Raw genomic sequence first — 16,596 nt, 5'->3', positions numbered from 1 at the left:
CGCGCCAAGATCGAACTCGGCGAGCGCCCGCGCGGCGAGGCGTGCGATCACGTCGTGCGCGGTCTTCGCGCGCGCATGCGGCTGGGCGGATAGCGCGCGCGCCGCATCGGCGATCTGCTCGAAGCGCTCGCAGAACATGCGGCGCGCCGCGGGCCCGGGCGGCAACGCCGCCGCGTCGCGCAGCGCGATGAACGAGACGCCCGCGTTCACGTTCGATCCCGGTGTGGCGGGCAGGCGCGCCGCGAGCTCGGCGAGCGGCACGAGCGCGTGCATGAGGCCGATCGCGAGATCGAGCGAGAGGTTCTTTTCACTCTCGCCGGAGCGTACCGCGTACGCGTACGCGAGCAGGCGCAACATGAGGCCGTAGCAGCTGCTCGCGAGATCGACCACGGCGACCGCGGTCGGTTCCTCGATGCGCACGCGCCCTTCCGCGCGCGGCGGACTACGCAGCACCGGGTTGGTCGCGGCCGGGAACGCGGGCTGGAAATCCGCCGCCTGTGCGCGCAGGTCGGCGAACTCGCGTCGGATCTGCGCGAACTTCTGGTAGTGCGAGCCTTCGACATGGCTCGGCGCGCCCTCGCCCTGCGTCACGATCGCCTCGAACGCGGCGAGCGCGGTCTTCGAGCAGATCACGCGCGCGGCATGCGGCAGCCCCGCTTCCGCCGCGGTCAGCTGCAGCGCCGGATCGCCGCAGAACGTCGTCGCCTCGCCCCACTGCTCGACGAGGTCGCGCAAGCCCTGGCCGATCGCCGCGTAGAACGCTCCGACCGTGTCGTAATCCATCGCCATCGGCGTGATGCGCTTGCCCGGAGCGCCGCGCGTGAACGCACGCTCGAGCGCGAACCCTTCGCCATCCGCCTCGTCCGATCCCGCGGGCCGTTCCAGGAAGATGAAATGCTGCAGCGTCTTCTCGTCGAATGGCGCGAGCTTGACCACGACGCTCGCGGGCAGTGCACCCGGGTCGAGCGGCAGGTTGAAGCGACCGATGCGCGGCGCGCCGCCGAGCGCGGAGGTGATGTTCCAGACCGCGACGAGATGGCCCATCTCCTCGATCGCGACCTGCAGCAGCACGTCGCGCCAGCGTCGCGTCGCCTCCAGCTGCGCCGGAGCGAGACCGTCGGCGTCGTCGGTCTTGAGCGAGAACGCCGCGTAAAGATACGTGCACATGAGGCAGTGCTCGAGCTCGGCCGCCTCGTAGAGCTGGTGCAGCACGTGCTCGCGGCTGCTCACGGTTTCGCGATCGCTGAGGCGGTTCATGCGGGGCTCCTGCGCGTCGGCCCCGACGGCGACGAGGCTGGCGTGCGGACTCTACGCTGCGACCGTGTGTCGGGACAATCGCGCGCGCGCGAACCCGACCGCGAGCGACCGCTGGGCGACGGCCGGTGCGACGCGCGACGCGGTCACGGTGGCGCCTCGCTCGCCCAGGCCATCGCGATCTCGCGCTCGCCCGCATCGAAGCAGCGCAACTCGGCGTGCGGCAGCATCGCCTTCCCGGCGTCGTCGATCGCGGCGACCCAGGGCCGCTGGGTCACGACCGCGCAACGGCCGATTTTACCGAACCGACCGAATGCGGCGCGGATGTCCGCCGAGACCTCCTCGAGCGTGGCGCCATCATGGCGCGACATGTCGCAGAACAGGTTGATGCGCGCGCGCGTCGCGAGCCGGCGCTCGACCTCGGCGCCGCAGACATGGAAATCCTCGCCCGTGAGCGAACCGTCGAAGCGAAACGCCGCCAGGTGCGGCGGTGCGGGCAGTGTCGCGATCATGGCATTCCCCTGCTGCGTTGCCGCCGACTATCGCCCCCTGCGCATGACTGGCGCCGGAACGCATTCATCGCATCGTCCCGAGCCATGACCCACGACGACGATGCGCGAGCGTGCATGACTCGGACCCGAATGCTTCCCGACCAGAGCAACGCGCGCGAGCGAGTGATGCCAGGCCTCGCAGCGCACGCCCGTCCCTCGCTCAGCGAGCGACGCGTGCGAGGCCCGCGAGCAGTGACTTGTCGAGTTTCGCCGCGACCCCGACGCTGCGTCCGGCGAGGTTCGCAATGCGGTATTCGACGGCACTGCCGAGCACCTGCGCGCTTTCGGAAAGGTCGAGCCCGTAGTCCTGCCGCAGCCAGTCGATGAGGCCGGTAGTCGCCGCGCGCACCGCTTCGTCGAGCGAGCCGGCCTGGCCGAGCACCATGAGCTGCGACGCGGATTCCACGCGCGGCGAGGACGGCGCCCCGCCGTGCACGACGTCGACGGCGAACTCGACGTCCATCGAGGTCTCGAGCGCGTACTGCGACGTCTCGCCGTCGCCTTGACGCGCGTGCGCGTCGCCGAGGTAGAGCAGCGCGCCCGGTTGGTACACGGGCAGGTAGACGGTCGCGCCTTCGGCGACCTCGTTGAAGTCCATGTTGCCGCCGAAGCGGCCCGCATCGCCGGTCGAAACCGGCGCGGAACCGAACGGCGGCGCGACCGCCAGGCCGCCGAGCATCGGCCGCAGCGGCACCTCGAAATGCCGCAGCCGCTCGCTTGGCTGCTGCGGGCGCGCGACGCCGCGCTCGCGATCGATCGCCCAGCGCACCGGTTTGCCGAGCGAGCGCGCGTCGGCAGCGAGGCTCGCGCCGAGGGCGCGCCCGACGATCGCATCGAGGCTGTCGGCGAAGTCGCGGTCCGGGCGCAGGCGCACGATGCGCACGACGAGCGTGTCGCCGGGTTCGGCCCCGTCGACGTAGAACGGTCCCGTCTGCGGATTGCCGAACAACGCACGCGTGACGTCGTGGGCGTCGACGCCTCCGGAGTCGACCGTCCGCGTGCGCACCGCGTCGCCCGGCCAGATCGTGAGCACGGGCGGGCGATGCGGCGAGAATTCGTTGGAGAACGTCCCGGGCTCGAACGTCCATGTGCGCGGCGGCCCCGGCGGCCGCTCGGCAATGCGGCGCGCGACGAATGCGTGGCGAACACGCCGACCCGGATGGTTGCTGTCCGGCCACTCCGCACTACCGCGCAACGTATCGCCGCTGCCTTCGCCGTCATACGCGTACGTGTGGCCGTCGGCCGCATGCACGCGCACGTGCAGCATGGCGCCACGGCGCTCGGCCGTGAGCGGGTCGCCGTCGAACGTCCCCGTCCATGCGTGGCCGTCATGGTGCAGCTCGAGCAACGCATGGCTCGGATTGCCCCACAGATCGGTGGTGACGAGCCAGCGCCCGCGCAGCGCTTCGCCGGCGGTCGCAGGCGGCTGCAGGAGCACGAAGAGGAAGACGAACGAAACGATGCGCATCGAAGGACTCCGGGACGGGTCACTACGGGATGCGCGATCGGCCGGGAGCGTCGCGTGCGTGCCGCGGCCGATCAGTGGCAGGGATATCGATCGCGCACGTGCTCGGCGTAATAGCGCCCCGGAGACGCGGCCGTGCGCAGGCCGTCGAACACGTGCGCAGGCACGTCGCAGAAGTCGTACGTGTTGCCTTCGACGAAACGGATCTTCATGAGCCGCGTCGCCGCGTCGTAGCCGATCGCGGCAATCGCGGAGGACTGCACGGGGATCATGTCCATCGGCATTCGTTCGGCGGATTCCAAGCGCGACCGTACGCCCGACCGCAGCGGCCGTCACGTGCCGCGGGCGAAATCCCCGCGCCGCGATGCATGCGTCAGCGACCGACCTGGCGCTGTCGCTCGGGCGGATAGCGATCCCCGTACACGGCGACGTCCGCGAGTGCGGCGTCGATGCCGTCGAGGTCGGCCTGCGACAGCTCGATCGACGCTGCGGCGACGTTCTCGTCGAGGCGATGGCGTTTGGTCGTACCCGGAATCGGCACGATCCACGGCTTGCGAGCGAGCAGCCAGGCGAGTGCGATCTGCGCGGCCGTGACGCCCTTCGCCATGGCGATTGCCGCGATGCGATCGACGAGCGCCTGGTTCGCGCGACGCGCCTCGACCGAGAACCGCGGCAGCGTATTGCGGAAGTCGTTGCTCTCGAACGCGGTGTCGGCATCGATCGCGCCGGTGAGGAAGCCGCGCCCGAGCGGGCTGAACGGCACGAACCCGATGCCGAGCTCCTCGAGCGTCGGCATCACGGTCGCCTCCGGCTCGCGCCACCAGAGCGAGTATTCGCTCTGCAGTGCGGCGACCGGCTGCACCGCATGCGCGCGCCGGATCGTTTCACTGCCCGCCTCCGACAGGCCGAAATGCAGCACCTTGCCTTCCTCGACCAGGCGCCTGACCGTACCGGCGACGTCCTCGATCGGCACCGCGGGGTCGACGCGATGCTGGTAGAGCAGGTCGATGCGGTCCGTGCGCAAGCGTCGCAGCGACGCTTCGGCGACCGCGCGGATCCGCGCGGGCCGGCTGTCGAGGCCGGCGTTCGCATCGGCATCGCGGAAACCGAACTTGGTCGCGATGGCGACGTGCTCGCGCAGCGGCGCGAGCGCTTCTCCGACGAGTTCCTCGTTCGTGAACGGTCCGTACACCTCGGCCGTGTCGAACAGGGTCACGCCCTGCTCGACCGCGTGCCGAAGCAGCGCGATCGCGGCCGTGCGTTCGGTCACCGGCCCGTACGCATGGCTGAGGCCCATGCAGCCGAAGCCGGTCGCCGAAACCTCGAGGCCACTACGGCCAAGCGTGCGCATCTTCATGGATCACGCCCTGCCGTCAGCGCCCGAGGCTCGCGCTGTCGATGACGAAGCGGTACTTCACGTCGCTCTTCTGCATGCGGTCGTACGCTTCGTCGATCTTCTGGATCGGGATCATCTCGATGTCCGCGACGATGCCGCGTTCGGCGCAGAAATCGAGCATCTCCTGCGTCTGGGCGATGCCGCCGATCAGCGATCCCGCGATCGCCTTGCGGCCGAAGATGATCGCGCCGACGTTCGGGCTCGGATGCGGATGCTCGGGTACGCCGACGAGGCAGAGGGTGCCGTCGCGCTTGAGCAGCATCGTCAACGCGTCGAGGTCGTGGCTCGCGGCGACCGTGTCGAGGATGAAGTCGAAGCTACCCGCGTGCGCGCGCATCTCGTCCGCATTGCGCGAGACGACGACGTCGTCGGCACCGAGGTCGAGCGCGTCCTGCCGCTTGCCCTCGCTGGTCGTGAACGCGACCGTGTGCGCGCCCATCGCGTGCGCGATCTTGATGCCCATGTGGCCGAGCCCGCCGATGCCGACGATGCCGACCTTGCTGCCGGGACCGACGTTCCAGTGGCGCAGCGGCGAGTACGTCGTGATGCCCGCGCAGAGCAGCGGTGCGACCGCGGCGAGCTGCGCCTTCGGGTGACGGATCTTCAGCACGAACTTGTCGTCGACGACGATGCGCTGCGAATAGCCGCCGAGCGTGTGCCCGGGTGCATCGGCCGTCGGGCCGTTGTAGGTGCCGACGAAACCGTTCTCGCAGTACTGCTCGAGCCCTTCGGCGCAGGAAGCGCAACGCTGGCAACTGCCGACGAGGCAGCCGACGCCGACGGTGTCGCCGACCTTGAACGCGGCGACGGCGTCGCCGACCGCGGTGACCTCGCCGACGATCTCGTGGCCCGGCACGCATGGATAGCGCGTGCCGCCCCACTCCGAGCGCACCGTGTGCAGGTCCGAATGGCAGACGCCGCAATAGGCGATCTGGATCTGCACGTCGTGCGCGCCGGGCGCGCGGCGCGTGATGTCGATCGGTTCGAGTGGCCTGTCGCCGGCATGGGCGCCCCAGGCTTTGGTCTCGTTCATTCCATGCTCCGTGATGGGTTGCGCGGACCGACACGATAAACCTCGCCGGTGACTTTCTCCATCGCCCATGCGCAGGGCGGCCGTTTCCGCGCGCACCCGCGGCTGCGATTGGGTACACTTTGCCGCTTTGGTGTACGCCACCGGATTCGGAGCAGGGGAAATGAAGGGGATGAACGTCGTGCTGGCACTCTTGCTGGCGTCGGGCATGATGGCGAGCGTCGCGGCGCCTCGATTCGACGAATTGGGGCATGACTTCCCCGCGTTCGACTATGCCGATCGGTTCGGCCTCGCGGTCGCCGATTTCGACGGCGACGGCAGGGACGATCTCGCGTTCCTCGGCTCCACCGCCGCTATCGGCACGACGATGACGATCCACGTCGCAGGGAGCACGGGCAACGCGCTCGACGTGAAGCAGTCGTTGCTGCTGCAGGTCGACGGAAACATGCCGACGCGGCTGCTCGCGTTCACCGCCGCCGACGGCGCGCACCTGCTCGTCGTCGGCGAGGGCGGAGCCGCGAGCGAGTGGGTCGGCTGGCCGCTGCGTCCGCTGCGTACGTTCCCGATCCTCGTCGATGCCTCGTCCGCCACGGTCGGCGACATCGACGCGGACGGGAATCCCGACCTGGTCGTGCGCAGCGCGTCGACGATCGCCGCCTACGCGATGCCCGCCGCCACTCCGGAATGGAGCATGCCCTCGGACGGCCCCGGCGAAGTCCTGCTCGCGCAGCTCGACGACGATGCCGCGCTCGAGATGGTGCTCGGCGGCGTCAAGCCGGCCCGCGTCCTCGACGGAGCCACCCGCGCGGTCGACTGGAGCTACCCCGACCGCTTCGGTACGTGGCTCGCCTCGGGTCACTTCGGCTCCGCGACGAATCGCGGGTTCGTCGGGGCCGGGGACCGGTTGACGGTGTTCTCCGCAGCGCCCTACTCGCCATTGTGGGATTTCGCCGACGAACTCTACTTCAACGTGGTGGCGCTCGCCGCCGTCGACGCCGACGGCGATGGCGTCGACGAGATCGTCTTCAGCAAGAGCGCCTACGACGTGGAGCTCCTCGATAGCGTCACGCGCGCGGTGCGCATGCACTATCCGGCACTCGGCGGCGCCGGCGCGATCGCCTCGATCGCGACCGGCGGGCCGGGCACGCCCCGCCAGCTCGCCTTCGCCGCGCCCACATCGATCACGATCGTGGATGCGGCGAGCGGGAACGTGCGATGGAGGCTGGAATCGCGCAGCGCGCCGCAGGTCGTGGCGACGATCGGCGACGTCGACGGCGACGGCGCGAGCGAACTCGTGGGCAGCGCCGGATTCGTGCCATGGGACCATTCCGCGGGGTTGCAGGTACGCGACATGCGCACGGGCGCGACCGAGTGGCTGTCCGACAGCGAGGCCGACCCCGAGGTGTACGCGACCGCACCGTACCGGCTCCTCGTCGTCGAACCCGTCACGCCGTCGGGCGAGAAGCGCATCCTCGTCGCCGGCACTTCCCTGTACGACGGCCGCATGCTGCTCGTCGGTGGCGCCTCGCACGACCTGTACCTCGATCTGGGTCGGGAATCGGGATTCGACTCGCGCGGCATCATGGATGCGATCATGCTCGACATGGACGGCGACGGCGTCGACGACATCGTCGCCGCGAGCGAACCGATACTGAGCTGGGTGACCGGAGCGATGCTGCATGCCTACTCGCAGGCCGGGAATCCCATCTGGCAATCGGTGGGAATGGGCCCGAACGGAGACCAGAGGATCAACGGCGTATTCGCGTTGCCGCCCGCGACGGGCGCCGGCGACGAAGTCGTCGCCGTACTGCCGAGCGGATTGCGCGCATTCGGACGCCTCTCGCACGTGCTCGACTGGACATTCGAAGTCCCGAACGATGCCGCATTTCTCGTGGAACAAGGCGTCTCCGGCGCGGAGATCGGCATCGAGAAAGACGGCACCCTTTCGTTCTACCAGGCCTCGACGCGCATGTTCCTTCGCTCGTTCACGCTGGCCGAACCGATCGATGCGGTCAAGCCGCTCGGTGGCCGCGTCGACCGCCTGCTCGTATCCTCCGGCGGACGCTTGCGCCTGATCGATGGGACCACGGGCACGGAGCTCGCGCAAAGCGACTTTCTCGCCGCTCACCTGGCCGAACGCGACCAGCTCGCCGTCGAACCGCGCCCGTTCGACGAATGGCGCATCGCTGCAGGCAGCGACGTCGGCATGTTCCGCTATCGCCTCGCGTTGTCCGACCGCATTTTCGCGTCGGGCATGGAAACGAGCCCCTGACCTTCGCGCGTCGCGCCCGACGCCGCCTGCGCCCCGCCCCCGCGGCGCAGGCGGTTACAGCAGCACCGGGCGATCGGGCAACTCGTCGCGATTGCGCTCGCCGTCCGCGGGAAAGTGTCGCGCAAGCAGTTCGCCGACCGCGGCGACGCCCTCGAGCGCGCCGTGCTCGTAATCGCCCTTGCGGAAACGGTCCTGCATGAGCGCGCAGATCGGCGCCCATTCGCGCTCGGGAATTTCCTTCGCGACGCCGCGGTCGGCGACGATCTCGATCGCGTGGTCGGCGAGCAGGAGGTAGATCAGCACGCCGGTGTTGTGTTCGGTGTTCCATACGCGCAGGCGCGCGAACACCTCGTGCGCGCGGTCGCGCGCATCGCGCCCCCGCACGACGTCGACGAACGGCAGGCTGCCTTCGACCGCGAACACGATCTCGCCGCGATGCCGGTGTTCGCTCGCCGAGATCGCATGCTGGATCGCGTCGAGTCTCGCAGGCGGGAAGCGCCGCTTCGAGGAAACGAACAGATGGCGGATCACGCGCATGTCACCAGCTCCCCGACGCGCCGCCGCCACTGAAACCGCCGCCGCCGCCGCTGAATCCACCGCCACCGAAGCCGCCGCCGCTGCTCCAGCCGCCACCACCGCCGCCGAATCCGCCCCAGCCGCCGCGATTGGCGAAGCCGCCACCGCCGCCGCCACCGAGCAGGCCGAACACGAGTCCGAACACGCCGAGGCCGAGGCCGAGCGGCAGCAGCCCGCTGATGAGCCAGCCGATGCCGCCTGCACCCACGCCGACGATCGGCGCGCGCACGCCCGCGGGCGCGCCGCCGAACAGCCCGCGCAGGAACAGCGCGGCGAACCACGCGGCGATGATCGCGGGCGCGAAGCGGTCGCCCTCGTCGCCGCCGCCGTGTTCCTCGGTCAACGGCGGCGGCAAGGGTTCGTCGTTGACGAGCTTCGTCAACGCGCCGAGTGCATCGTGGACGCCGCCGTAGTAATCGTTGGCACGGAAACGCGGTGCGATGTACTCGCGGATGATGCGCGCGGCCGCGGCATCGGGGATCGCGCCTTCGAGGCCGCGCCCGACTTCGATGCGAACGCGGCGGTCGTCCTTGGCGACGATGAGGATGACGCCGTCGTCGGTGCCCTTGCGGCCGAGCTTCCACGCGTCGCCGACGCGGATGCCGTACTGCGCGATGTCCTCGGGCTGCGTCGTCGGCACGATCAGCACGCCGACCTGCGCGCCTTTGGCCTTCTCGAGCGCGGCGAGTTCGTCTTCGAGCGACTGGCGCTGGGTCGCGTCGAGCGTGCCGGTGTAGTCGCTCACGCGCGCGGTCAGCGCGGGGATCGCCTTCACGTCGCCGTCGGCGGCGAGCGCCGCGCCGCACGTTGCGAGCAGCGCGGCGACGCATGCGAGGGCGCGGAGTGAATGCATCAGGGGCCGCCCGTCGCAGGAGCCGCGAAAACGGCAAGGAGGATCGAGGCACGCAGCGCCGGATCCGCCGCTTGCGCGGCTTGATCCGGCCCACCGGGTCCCCCGCGGCCCGCCATCGGGGCTTCGACTCAGTGCGCCGGTTCCGGCTGCGCCGGCGCGGGCTGCTGCTGCGCCGGTTGCTGCGCGGGAGCCGGCTGCGGCGGCGTGGGCTTGCTGAAGTCGACCGTCGGCGCGGTCGAGATCTGCTTTTCGTTCTCGACCGTGAAGTTCGCCTTCGGCTTGTAGCCGAACATCATCGCGGTGAGGTTCTGCGGGAACTGGCGCACGAACGTGTTGTAGTCCTGCGTGCTCTGGATGAAGCGGTTGCGCGCGACGGTCACGCGGTTCTCGGTGCCTTCGAGCTGCGCCTGCAGGTTCTGGAACAGGCCGTCCGCCTTGAGGTTCGGATAATTCTCCGAGACGGCCATGAGGCGCGAGAGCGCGCTCGACAGTTCGCCCTGCGCCTGCTGGAACGCGCGCATCTTGTTTTCATCGGTGAGGTCGTCGGCGGTGAGGTTGATCTGGCCGACCTTCGCGCGCGCCTCGGTGACCTTCGTGAACACCTCTTCCTCGTGCGTGGCGTAGCCCTTCACCGTGTTGACGAGGTTCGGCACGAGGTCGGCGCGCCGCTGGTACTGGTTCAGCACTTCGGACCAGGCCGCCTTGACGCCCTCGTCCTTCGACTGGATCGCGTTGTAACCGCAACCGGAGAGCAGGCTCGACGCGACGAGCACGCACGCTAGCAACAGGTACCGCATGGGACGTCCTCCCTCGTGAACGACGCTGCCAACACTGTGGAGCCGGACGCGCCTGCGCGCAAGTGGCCCACCACCCCGGCCGCCCGGGGCGGCATCGAGGCCAAAGACCAAAGACCAAAGACAAAGACCAAAGACCAAAGACCAAAGACCAAAGACCAAAAGATTGAAACACGAAGGACACGAAGGACACGAAGGAAAAGCAAAGCAGTTCAGAGATTAAAACAGCAAAGCTCTTGCTAGCTTTGCCTTCTCCGTGTGCTCCGTGTGCTCCGTGTTTCAAGCTTTGACGCTCTTCCCTGATCTTGCTTTCCTTCGTGTCCTTCGTGTCCTTCGTGTCGAAAGCTCTGGCTCTGGCTCTGGCTCTGGCTTCGGCCCGGCCTTCACGCGCCATCTGCGCGCTGCGCGGCCCGCTCCTCGGCGCGGCGGCGGCGGCGCCGGCGCGCGACCAGGTTGAGCGACTCGACCGCGCCCGAGAAGGCCATCGCGAAATAGAGGTACGCGCGCGGCACGTGCAGGCCGAAGCCGTCGCACAGCAGCACCGCGCCGACGAGGATGATGAACGCGAGCGCGAGCATCTTGATGGTCGGGTTGCGGTCGATGAAATTCCCAATCGGGTCGGCGATCGTGATCATCACGAGCACCGCGAGCACGATCGCGCCGACCATCGCCGGCAACAGGTTCACCATGCCGACTGCGGTGATCACCGAGTCGAGCGAGAACACGATGTCGATGAGCGCGATCTGCGCGATCACGAGCGCGAAGCTCGCCGACGCCTGCGACGCGCGCTGGTCGGCGGCGTCCTCGGTCAGCGCCTCCCAGATCTCCATCACGCCCTTGACGACGAGGAAGATCCCGCCGCCGATGAGCACGAGGTCTCGGATCGAGATGACCTGGCCGAAGATGCGGAACAGCCCGGACGTGCGATCGTCCATGCGTGCGAGGTGGGCGAGCGAAAGCAGGAGCAGGATGCGCGTGACGCAGGCGAACGCGAGCCCGATCCGGCGCGCCGCGGGGCGCCGCGCGAGCGGTAGTTCGCTGACCGCGATCGAGATGAAGACGAGGTTGTCGACGCCGAGCACGATCTCGAGCGTGGCGAGCGTGAGCAGCGCGATCCAGGCCTGCGGGTCGGCGAGAAGCTCCACGCGCTAGCTCAACCGAACCGCGGCCACAGGACGAGGCCCCAGCACAGGACGACGTTGGCCATGAGCAGCAGTACCGCGGCGGAGCCCATGTCCTTCGCGCGGCCCGCCAGTTCGTGGAACTCCGGACTCGCCTTGTCGACGATCGCCTCGACCGCGGAATTGAGCAGTTCGGCCGACAGCACGAGGACGAGGCTGCCGGTCAGCAGCGCCTTCTCGATCGGTCCGCGGCCGATCCACAGACCGAGCGGAAAGAAGATCGCGAACAGGTAAGCCTCGAGGCGGAACGACGCCTCGTACCGCCACGCGGCGCGCAGGCCCATCATCGACCATCGGAAGGCACGGGCGATCTGGCGCGGGCCGCGCGGTTCGGTACTCGGCATGAAGGTCGTTCGAGGCGTGCGAAATGCCGGCTATGATGCCATAGGCCGGCCGCCTGCCGGCGCCTGCCCCCGGGGACGAATGGATCGCCGACTGCTGGCCTGGACCGCGCTCGCCGCGGCGCTGCTCGTGCTGGCCGGGATCGCCGGCATCGACCGTCCCCTCGCCGAATGGGTGCGCGCGAGCGGGATCGAGAACGCATCGGTGTTCGTCGTCGGGCTCGCGGCGCTCGATGCCGCCAGCGGCATCCCGATCTGGTTCTGGCTCGCCGGTTGCGTCGCGATCGCGGTCGGCGCGCTCGGCTCGGCTGCGCGGCGCGACGCGCGCTGGCCCCGCGCCGTGCTCGCCGCCGGCGTCGTGCAGGTCGCGACGTTGCACACGGTGGATCTCGGCAAGGCGCTGTTCGGCCGACTGCGCCCGCAGCAGCTGTTGGAGACCGGCGCCTGGTCGCACGCGTGGCACGCGGGCGGAACGTCGTTCCCGTCCGGCCATTCGGCGTTCTACTTCGGCCTGTTGTTGCCGCTCGCCGCAGCGTGTCCGCGCTCGTGGCAGCGCGCCGTGCTGATCGCCATGCCTGTCTTCGCGATCCTCGCGCGCATCGACATGGCCAAGCACTTCCTTTCCGACGTGGCCGCGTCCGCGCTGATCGCCGCGTCGTACTCGCTGCTCGTCGCGACCGTGCTGCGACGCTGGCTTCGCGAGCCGTCGATGCGCGCCAGCGCTCCGATGCAGGCCCGGCGCTGATCGAACCGCGACCGGTGCGCCCATCGCGCGCGCTGCACCTGCGCCGCATTCGCGCGACGCATGCGCGGCGTAAATCCGTGCAAAGGACCGCGAACGAGGCAGAGACCGCGGCCGCGACGCGCGCGCGAGGGCGCTATGCTTGCGACATGGCTCGCAACCGCATCCTGATCGCCGACGACGACGAGGAACTCGCGCAGCTCCTGCGCGACTTCCTCACCCGCGAAGGCTTCGACGTCGTCATCGCGCACAGCGCCGATGCCGCGCTCGCGGCCGCGCGCGCGCAGGCGTTCGACGCGCTCGTGCTCGACGTCATGATGCCGGGCCGTTCGGGCCTCGACGCGCTGCGCGAACTGCGGCGCGAGTCGGCGCTTCCCGTGATCATGCTCACCGCGCTCGGCGAGGACATCGACCGCATCCTCGGCCTCGAACTCGGCGCCGACGACTACATCCCCAAGCCGTGCAATCCGCGCGAACTCGCCGCGCGCCTGCGGGCGGTGCTGCGCCGCGTGCGCGGCGAAGGCGGCGATACGCTGACCGACCTGCACAACGGCCCGATCCGGCTGCGCGCGGCGTCGCGCAGCGTGAGCGTGGACGGGCGGCCGCTGTCGCTGACCGCGACCGAGTTCGACCTGCTCGCGCTGCTGCTGCGCGAAGCCGGCCGCGTCGTCAGCAAGGAACGCATCTCGCAGAGCGTGCTCGGGCGCCCGCTCGGGCCGTTCGACCGCTCGATCGACGTGCACGTGTCGAACCTGCGCCGAAAGCTCGGCGACGCGCCGGACGGCGGCTCGCCGATCACGACGATCCATCGCAGCGGCTACCTGCTGCGCCAGCTCGGCGACGGCGCGTGATCGGGCCCGTTCGGCCATGATGCAGCGACTGTTCTGGCGCATCTTCGTCGCGTTCTGGATCGCGACCGTGTTCCTGCTCGTCGCGTTCGCGTGGATCGCGACGAGCAACTTCGAGACCGAGAAGATCCCCGGGCTCGAGATGACGCGCCTGCAGGCGGCGATGGACGACCTGCTCGCGCGCACCGGGCGCGAGTTGCGCCATGAAGGCGTCGAATCGACCCGGCAATGGCTGCGCGCGGCAAGCGGGTTCGGCCCGATCAGCGTGTACCTGTTCGGACCGGACGGGCGCGAGCTGCTCGACCGGCGCACCTCCGAAACGGTCGCCGACGCCGCGGTGCATGCGTTCGAGGCCGTGCAAGTGGCCGATGCGCCGTACGGCCCGGTGTACAGCGCCGAACGCCTGCGCGCGCGCTCGATCCGCACGCGCAACAGCGAGGTCTACGCCGCCGTCGCGGCGCTCGAAGGCAGCTTCCTGTCCCGCCTCGCCTCGCGCCGGCCCACGTGGTTCTGGCAGAACATCCTCGTCGCGATGGCGGTGAGCGCGGCCTTCAGCCTGCTGTTCGCCTGGTACGTCGCCGCGCCGCTGCAGCGCATCCGCGCGAGCACGCGCCGCTTCGCCGAAGGCGACCTCGACGCGCGCGTCGGCGTGCTGCGCTTCGGCCGCAGCGCCGAGATCAGCGCGCTCGCGGTCGAGTTCGACGCCATGGCCGAGCGCATCAAGGCGTTCATCGAAAGCCACCGGCGCCTCGTGCGCGACGTCTCGCACGAGCTGCGCTCGCCACTCGCGCGCCAGCGCGTCGCGCTCGAGCTCGCGCGCGGCGGCGACGCCGCGCAGGTGGCCGCATCGCTCGATCGCATCGAATGCGAGTCCGACCGGCTCGAGGCGATGCTCGCGCAGGCGCTCGAGCTGTCGCGGCTGGAGACGACGAACGTCTCGATGAACGACCGCGTCGAACTCGACACGTTGCTCGAGGACGTGATCACCAACGCCGACTACGAAGGCGTGCCGCGCGGCCGCAAGGTCGTGCTGCTCGAGCGCGCGCGCGTCTCGCTCATCGGCTCGCACCATGCGCTCTACAGCGCGTTCGAGAACGTGATCCGCAACGCGCTCGCCTACACCGCCGACGGCAGCACCGTCGCGGTCCGGCTCGCGCGGGTCGGCGGGTGGGCTTCGATCCGCGTGCGCGACCACGGCCCGGGCGTCCCCGTCGGCGAGCTGTCGCGCATCTTCGAACCGTTCTACCGCACCGACACCGCGCGCGCGCGCTCGAGCGGCGGTACCGGCCTCGGCCTCGCGATCGCTCGCCGCGCGATCGAACGCCACGGCGGCACGATCATCGCGCGCAACGCCGACGGCGGCGGGCTCGAAGTCGTCGTCGAGCTGCCGCTCGGTGCGTAGGCGGCGGGCGGGATGCCGACGGCCGACGCGGCGCCGCGCAATCCCGCATCCGGAACCGTCCTGCCTTCGTACAATGCAGCGATGATCGCCCCCACCGCCATCCGGCGCGGCTTCTTCCAGCGCGCGCACGGGCTCGCCGAGACGCTCGCCTGGTTGCGCCTGTGCGCGGTCGCCGGGCAGGCGCTCACGGTCGCGGTGGTCGCGCTCGGGCTGCGCCTGCCGATCCCGGTGGCACCGCTCGCGATCGGCATCGGCGCGCTCGGCCTGTTCGCACTGTTCGCGTTCTGGCGGCTCGACCAGCCGTGGCCGGTCACGCTCGCCGAGGCGTTCGGCCACGTCGCGGTGGACATCCTCGTGCTGGCGTACCTGCTGTACTGGTCCGGTGGCGTCGACAATCCGTTCGTCTCGCTGCTGGTGATGCCGATCGCGCTCGCGGCCACGGCGCTGTCGCTGCGCTACGTCGCGGCGGTGGCCGTGCTCGCGTCGACCTGTTTCGTGCTGCTGATCGGCTGGCACGCGCCGCTGCCCCCGCTGCACGACGTGCGCATCGCCGGCTCGGACCTGCACGTGGTCGCCGTCTGCGCGAACTTCGTCGTCACCGCGGCCGTGCTCGCGTTCTTCATCGCACGGCTGTCGCGCGCGCTGCGCGCGCGCGAGGCCGAAGTCCAACGCGAGCGCGAGCGCACCTTGCGCGACGAAGGCATCCTCGCGATCGCGACGCAGGCGGCGGGCACCGCGCACGAGCTCAATACGCCGCTGTCGACGATCCGCACGCTGCTCGCCGAACTGCAGCGCGAGCGCGCCGGCGACCCCGCGCTCGCGGCCGACCTCGCCCTGCTGACCGGACAGGCCGATCGCTGCCGCGACATCCTGCGCCAGCTCGTCGACGTCGGCAGCCGCCGCCTCGCCGGCACGCCGGAGCGGCTCACGCTGGCGACCTTCGTCGACGGTTGCGAGCACCAGTTCCGCCTGCTGCGCCCGGAGATCGCACTCGACATCGGCTTCGACGGCGATGCCGGCGGGCGCTGGATCGAGGCGCCACCGGATCTCAGCCATGCCCTGATCAACCTGCTCAGCAACGCGGCCGACGCGTCGCTCACGGCCGGCTCGGACGCGGTCGAACTGCGCCTCGCGGCGACGCATTCGCTGGTCGAGTTCGCGGTGCGCGACCACGGCCGCGGGATCGCGCCGGGCGCCGGCGTCGCGTTCCGCACGAGCAAGCGCGACGGCCTCGGCCTCGGGCTCGCGCTCGCCCATGCGACCGCCGAGCGCCTCGGCGGCGAACTCTCCGCGCACGCGGCCGACGGCGGCGGCCTGCGCCAGCGATTGCGCCTACCGCTGCTCGCGAACGACAATCCACCGCGATGAACGAACCCCATCCGCTCCTGCTCATCGACGACGACGCCGTGTTCGCGGCCGTGCTCGCGCGCGCGCTCGGCGCGCGCGGGTTCGCCGTCGACATCGCCAACGACGGCGTTCGGGCGCTCGCGCTCGCGCGCGAGAAGGCCCCGGACTACGCCGTGCTCGACCTCAAGCTCGGCGCCGAGAACGGCCTCGCGCTGATCCCGGAACTGCTCGCGCTGCGGCCCCACCTGCGCATCCTCCTGCTCACGGGCTACGCCTCGATCGCGACTGCGGTCGAGGCGATCAAGCGCGGCGCGCACGACTACCTCGCCAAGCCCGTCGACGCCGACCAGGTCGTCGGCGCGCTGCTCGGCGACGGCAGCACCGCGGTCGAGCGCGCCGTGCCGGCCAACGCACCGCCGCTCAAGCGGCTCGAGTGGGAGCACATCCAGCGCGTGCTCGCCGAGTGCGACGGCAACATCTCCGAAGCCGCGCGCCGCCTCGGCCTGCATCGGCGCACGCTGCAGCGCAAGCTCGCCAAGCGCCC

The 16,596-nt window shown here is 70.2% G+C and carries 17 protein-coding genes; 6 read left to right on the top strand and 11 right to left on the bottom strand.

Going from position 1 to position 16,596, the window contains the following annotated elements:
- The 6 genes from VI238_RS18290 to VI238_RS18265 form a co-directional block, all read right to left on the bottom strand.
- A partial coding sequence (locus VI238_RS18290) for a ferritin-like protein (protein WP_331653902.1) occupies window positions 1-1,257 on the bottom strand: 1,257 nt, incomplete at its 3' end.
- Between the two features lie 143 nt (window positions 1,258-1,400).
- Window positions 1,401-1,766: an STAS/SEC14 domain-containing protein gene (locus tag VI238_RS18285; protein WP_331653901.1), complete on the bottom strand. Its 366-nt coding sequence runs from the start codon at window positions 1,764-1,766 to the stop codon at window positions 1,401-1,403.
- Between the two features lie 199 nt (window positions 1,767-1,965).
- On the bottom strand, window positions 1,966-3,273 hold the full coding sequence (locus tag VI238_RS18280; protein WP_331653900.1) for an acetamidase/formamidase family protein: 1,308 nt from the start codon (window positions 3,271-3,273) through the stop codon (window positions 1,966-1,968).
- A gap of 71 nt (window positions 3,274-3,344) precedes the next feature.
- Window positions 3,345-3,548: a KTSC domain-containing protein gene (locus VI238_RS18275; protein WP_331653899.1), complete on the bottom strand. Its 204-nt coding sequence runs from the start codon at window positions 3,546-3,548 to the stop codon at window positions 3,345-3,347.
- Window positions 3,549-3,643: 95 nt separating this feature from the next.
- Entirely contained in the window at window positions 3,644-4,627 is a 984-nt protein-coding gene (locus VI238_RS18270) for an aldo/keto reductase (protein ID WP_331653898.1), read from the bottom strand.
- Window positions 4,628-4,643: 16 nt separating this feature from the next.
- Window positions 4,644-5,699: an NAD(P)-dependent alcohol dehydrogenase gene (locus tag VI238_RS18265; RefSeq protein ID WP_331653897.1), complete on the bottom strand. Its 1,056-nt coding sequence runs from the start codon at window positions 5,697-5,699 to the stop codon at window positions 4,644-4,646.
- Between the two features lie 169 nt (window positions 5,700-5,868).
- On the opposite strand from VI238_RS18265, the gene VI238_RS18260 reads away from it, so the two are divergent.
- Window positions 5,869-7,968 (top strand): hypothetical protein, encoded by a 2,100-nt coding sequence (locus VI238_RS18260; RefSeq protein ID WP_331653896.1) that lies wholly within the window; start codon window positions 5,869-5,871, stop codon window positions 7,966-7,968.
- A 54-nt stretch (window positions 7,969-8,022) separates the two neighbouring features.
- On the opposite strand, the gene VI238_RS18255 is transcribed toward VI238_RS18260, so the two are convergent.
- From VI238_RS18255 to VI238_RS18235, 5 genes are all read right to left on the bottom strand, one after another.
- Window positions 8,023-8,505 carry a TPM domain-containing protein gene (locus tag VI238_RS18255; protein WP_331653895.1) on the bottom strand — a complete coding sequence of 161 codons (483 nt, stop codon included), beginning with the start codon at window positions 8,503-8,505 and terminating at the stop codon, window positions 8,023-8,025.
- A 1-nt stretch (window position 8,506) separates the two neighbouring features.
- Window positions 8,507-9,397, bottom strand: coding sequence for a TPM domain-containing protein (locus VI238_RS18250; protein WP_331653894.1), 891 nt, complete (start codon window positions 9,395-9,397; stop codon window positions 8,507-8,509).
- Window positions 9,398-9,525: 128 nt separating this feature from the next.
- Complete coding sequence (locus tag VI238_RS18245) at window positions 9,526-10,194, bottom strand: LemA family protein (protein WP_331653893.1); 669 nt, start codon at window positions 10,192-10,194, stop codon at window positions 9,526-9,528.
- A 380-nt stretch (window positions 10,195-10,574) separates the two neighbouring features.
- Entirely contained in the window at window positions 10,575-11,336 is a 762-nt protein-coding gene (locus VI238_RS18240; protein ID WP_331653892.1) for a TerC family protein, read from the bottom strand.
- A gap of 8 nt (window positions 11,337-11,344) precedes the next feature.
- Entirely contained in the window at window positions 11,345-11,716 is a 372-nt protein-coding gene (locus VI238_RS18235) for a diacylglycerol kinase (protein ID WP_331653891.1), read from the bottom strand.
- A 79-nt stretch (window positions 11,717-11,795) separates the two neighbouring features.
- On the opposite strand from VI238_RS18235, the gene VI238_RS18230 reads away from it, so the two are divergent.
- The 5 genes from VI238_RS18230 to VI238_RS18210 form a co-directional block, all read left to right on the top strand.
- Window positions 11,796-12,458: a phosphatase PAP2 family protein gene (locus tag VI238_RS18230; protein ID WP_331653890.1), complete on the top strand. Its 663-nt coding sequence runs from the start codon at window positions 11,796-11,798 to the stop codon at window positions 12,456-12,458.
- A 146-nt stretch (window positions 12,459-12,604) separates the two neighbouring features.
- Entirely contained in the window at window positions 12,605-13,306 is a 702-nt protein-coding gene (locus tag VI238_RS18225; RefSeq protein ID WP_331653889.1) for a response regulator transcription factor, read from the top strand.
- Between the two features lie 16 nt (window positions 13,307-13,322).
- Window positions 13,323-14,705 carry an ATP-binding protein gene (locus tag VI238_RS18220; protein WP_331653888.1) on the top strand — a complete coding sequence of 461 codons (1,383 nt, stop codon included), beginning with the start codon at window positions 13,323-13,325 and terminating at the stop codon, window positions 14,703-14,705.
- 81 nt (window positions 14,706-14,786) lie between these two features.
- Entirely contained in the window at window positions 14,787-16,073 is a 1,287-nt protein-coding gene (locus tag VI238_RS18215; protein WP_331653887.1) for an ATP-binding protein, read from the top strand.
- Window positions 16,070-16,596: response regulator transcription factor (locus VI238_RS18210; RefSeq protein ID WP_331653886.1), on the top strand; the 527-nt coding region annotated here is incomplete at its 3' end. The genes VI238_RS18215 and VI238_RS18210, both read left to right, overlap by 4 nt.

It is taken from the genome of Dokdonella sp. (assembly GCF_036518555.1).
GTDB lineage: Bacteria > Pseudomonadota > Gammaproteobacteria > Xanthomonadales > Rhodanobacteraceae > Dokdonella_A.
This window is presented reverse-complemented; position numbering and strand designations above follow the sequence as displayed.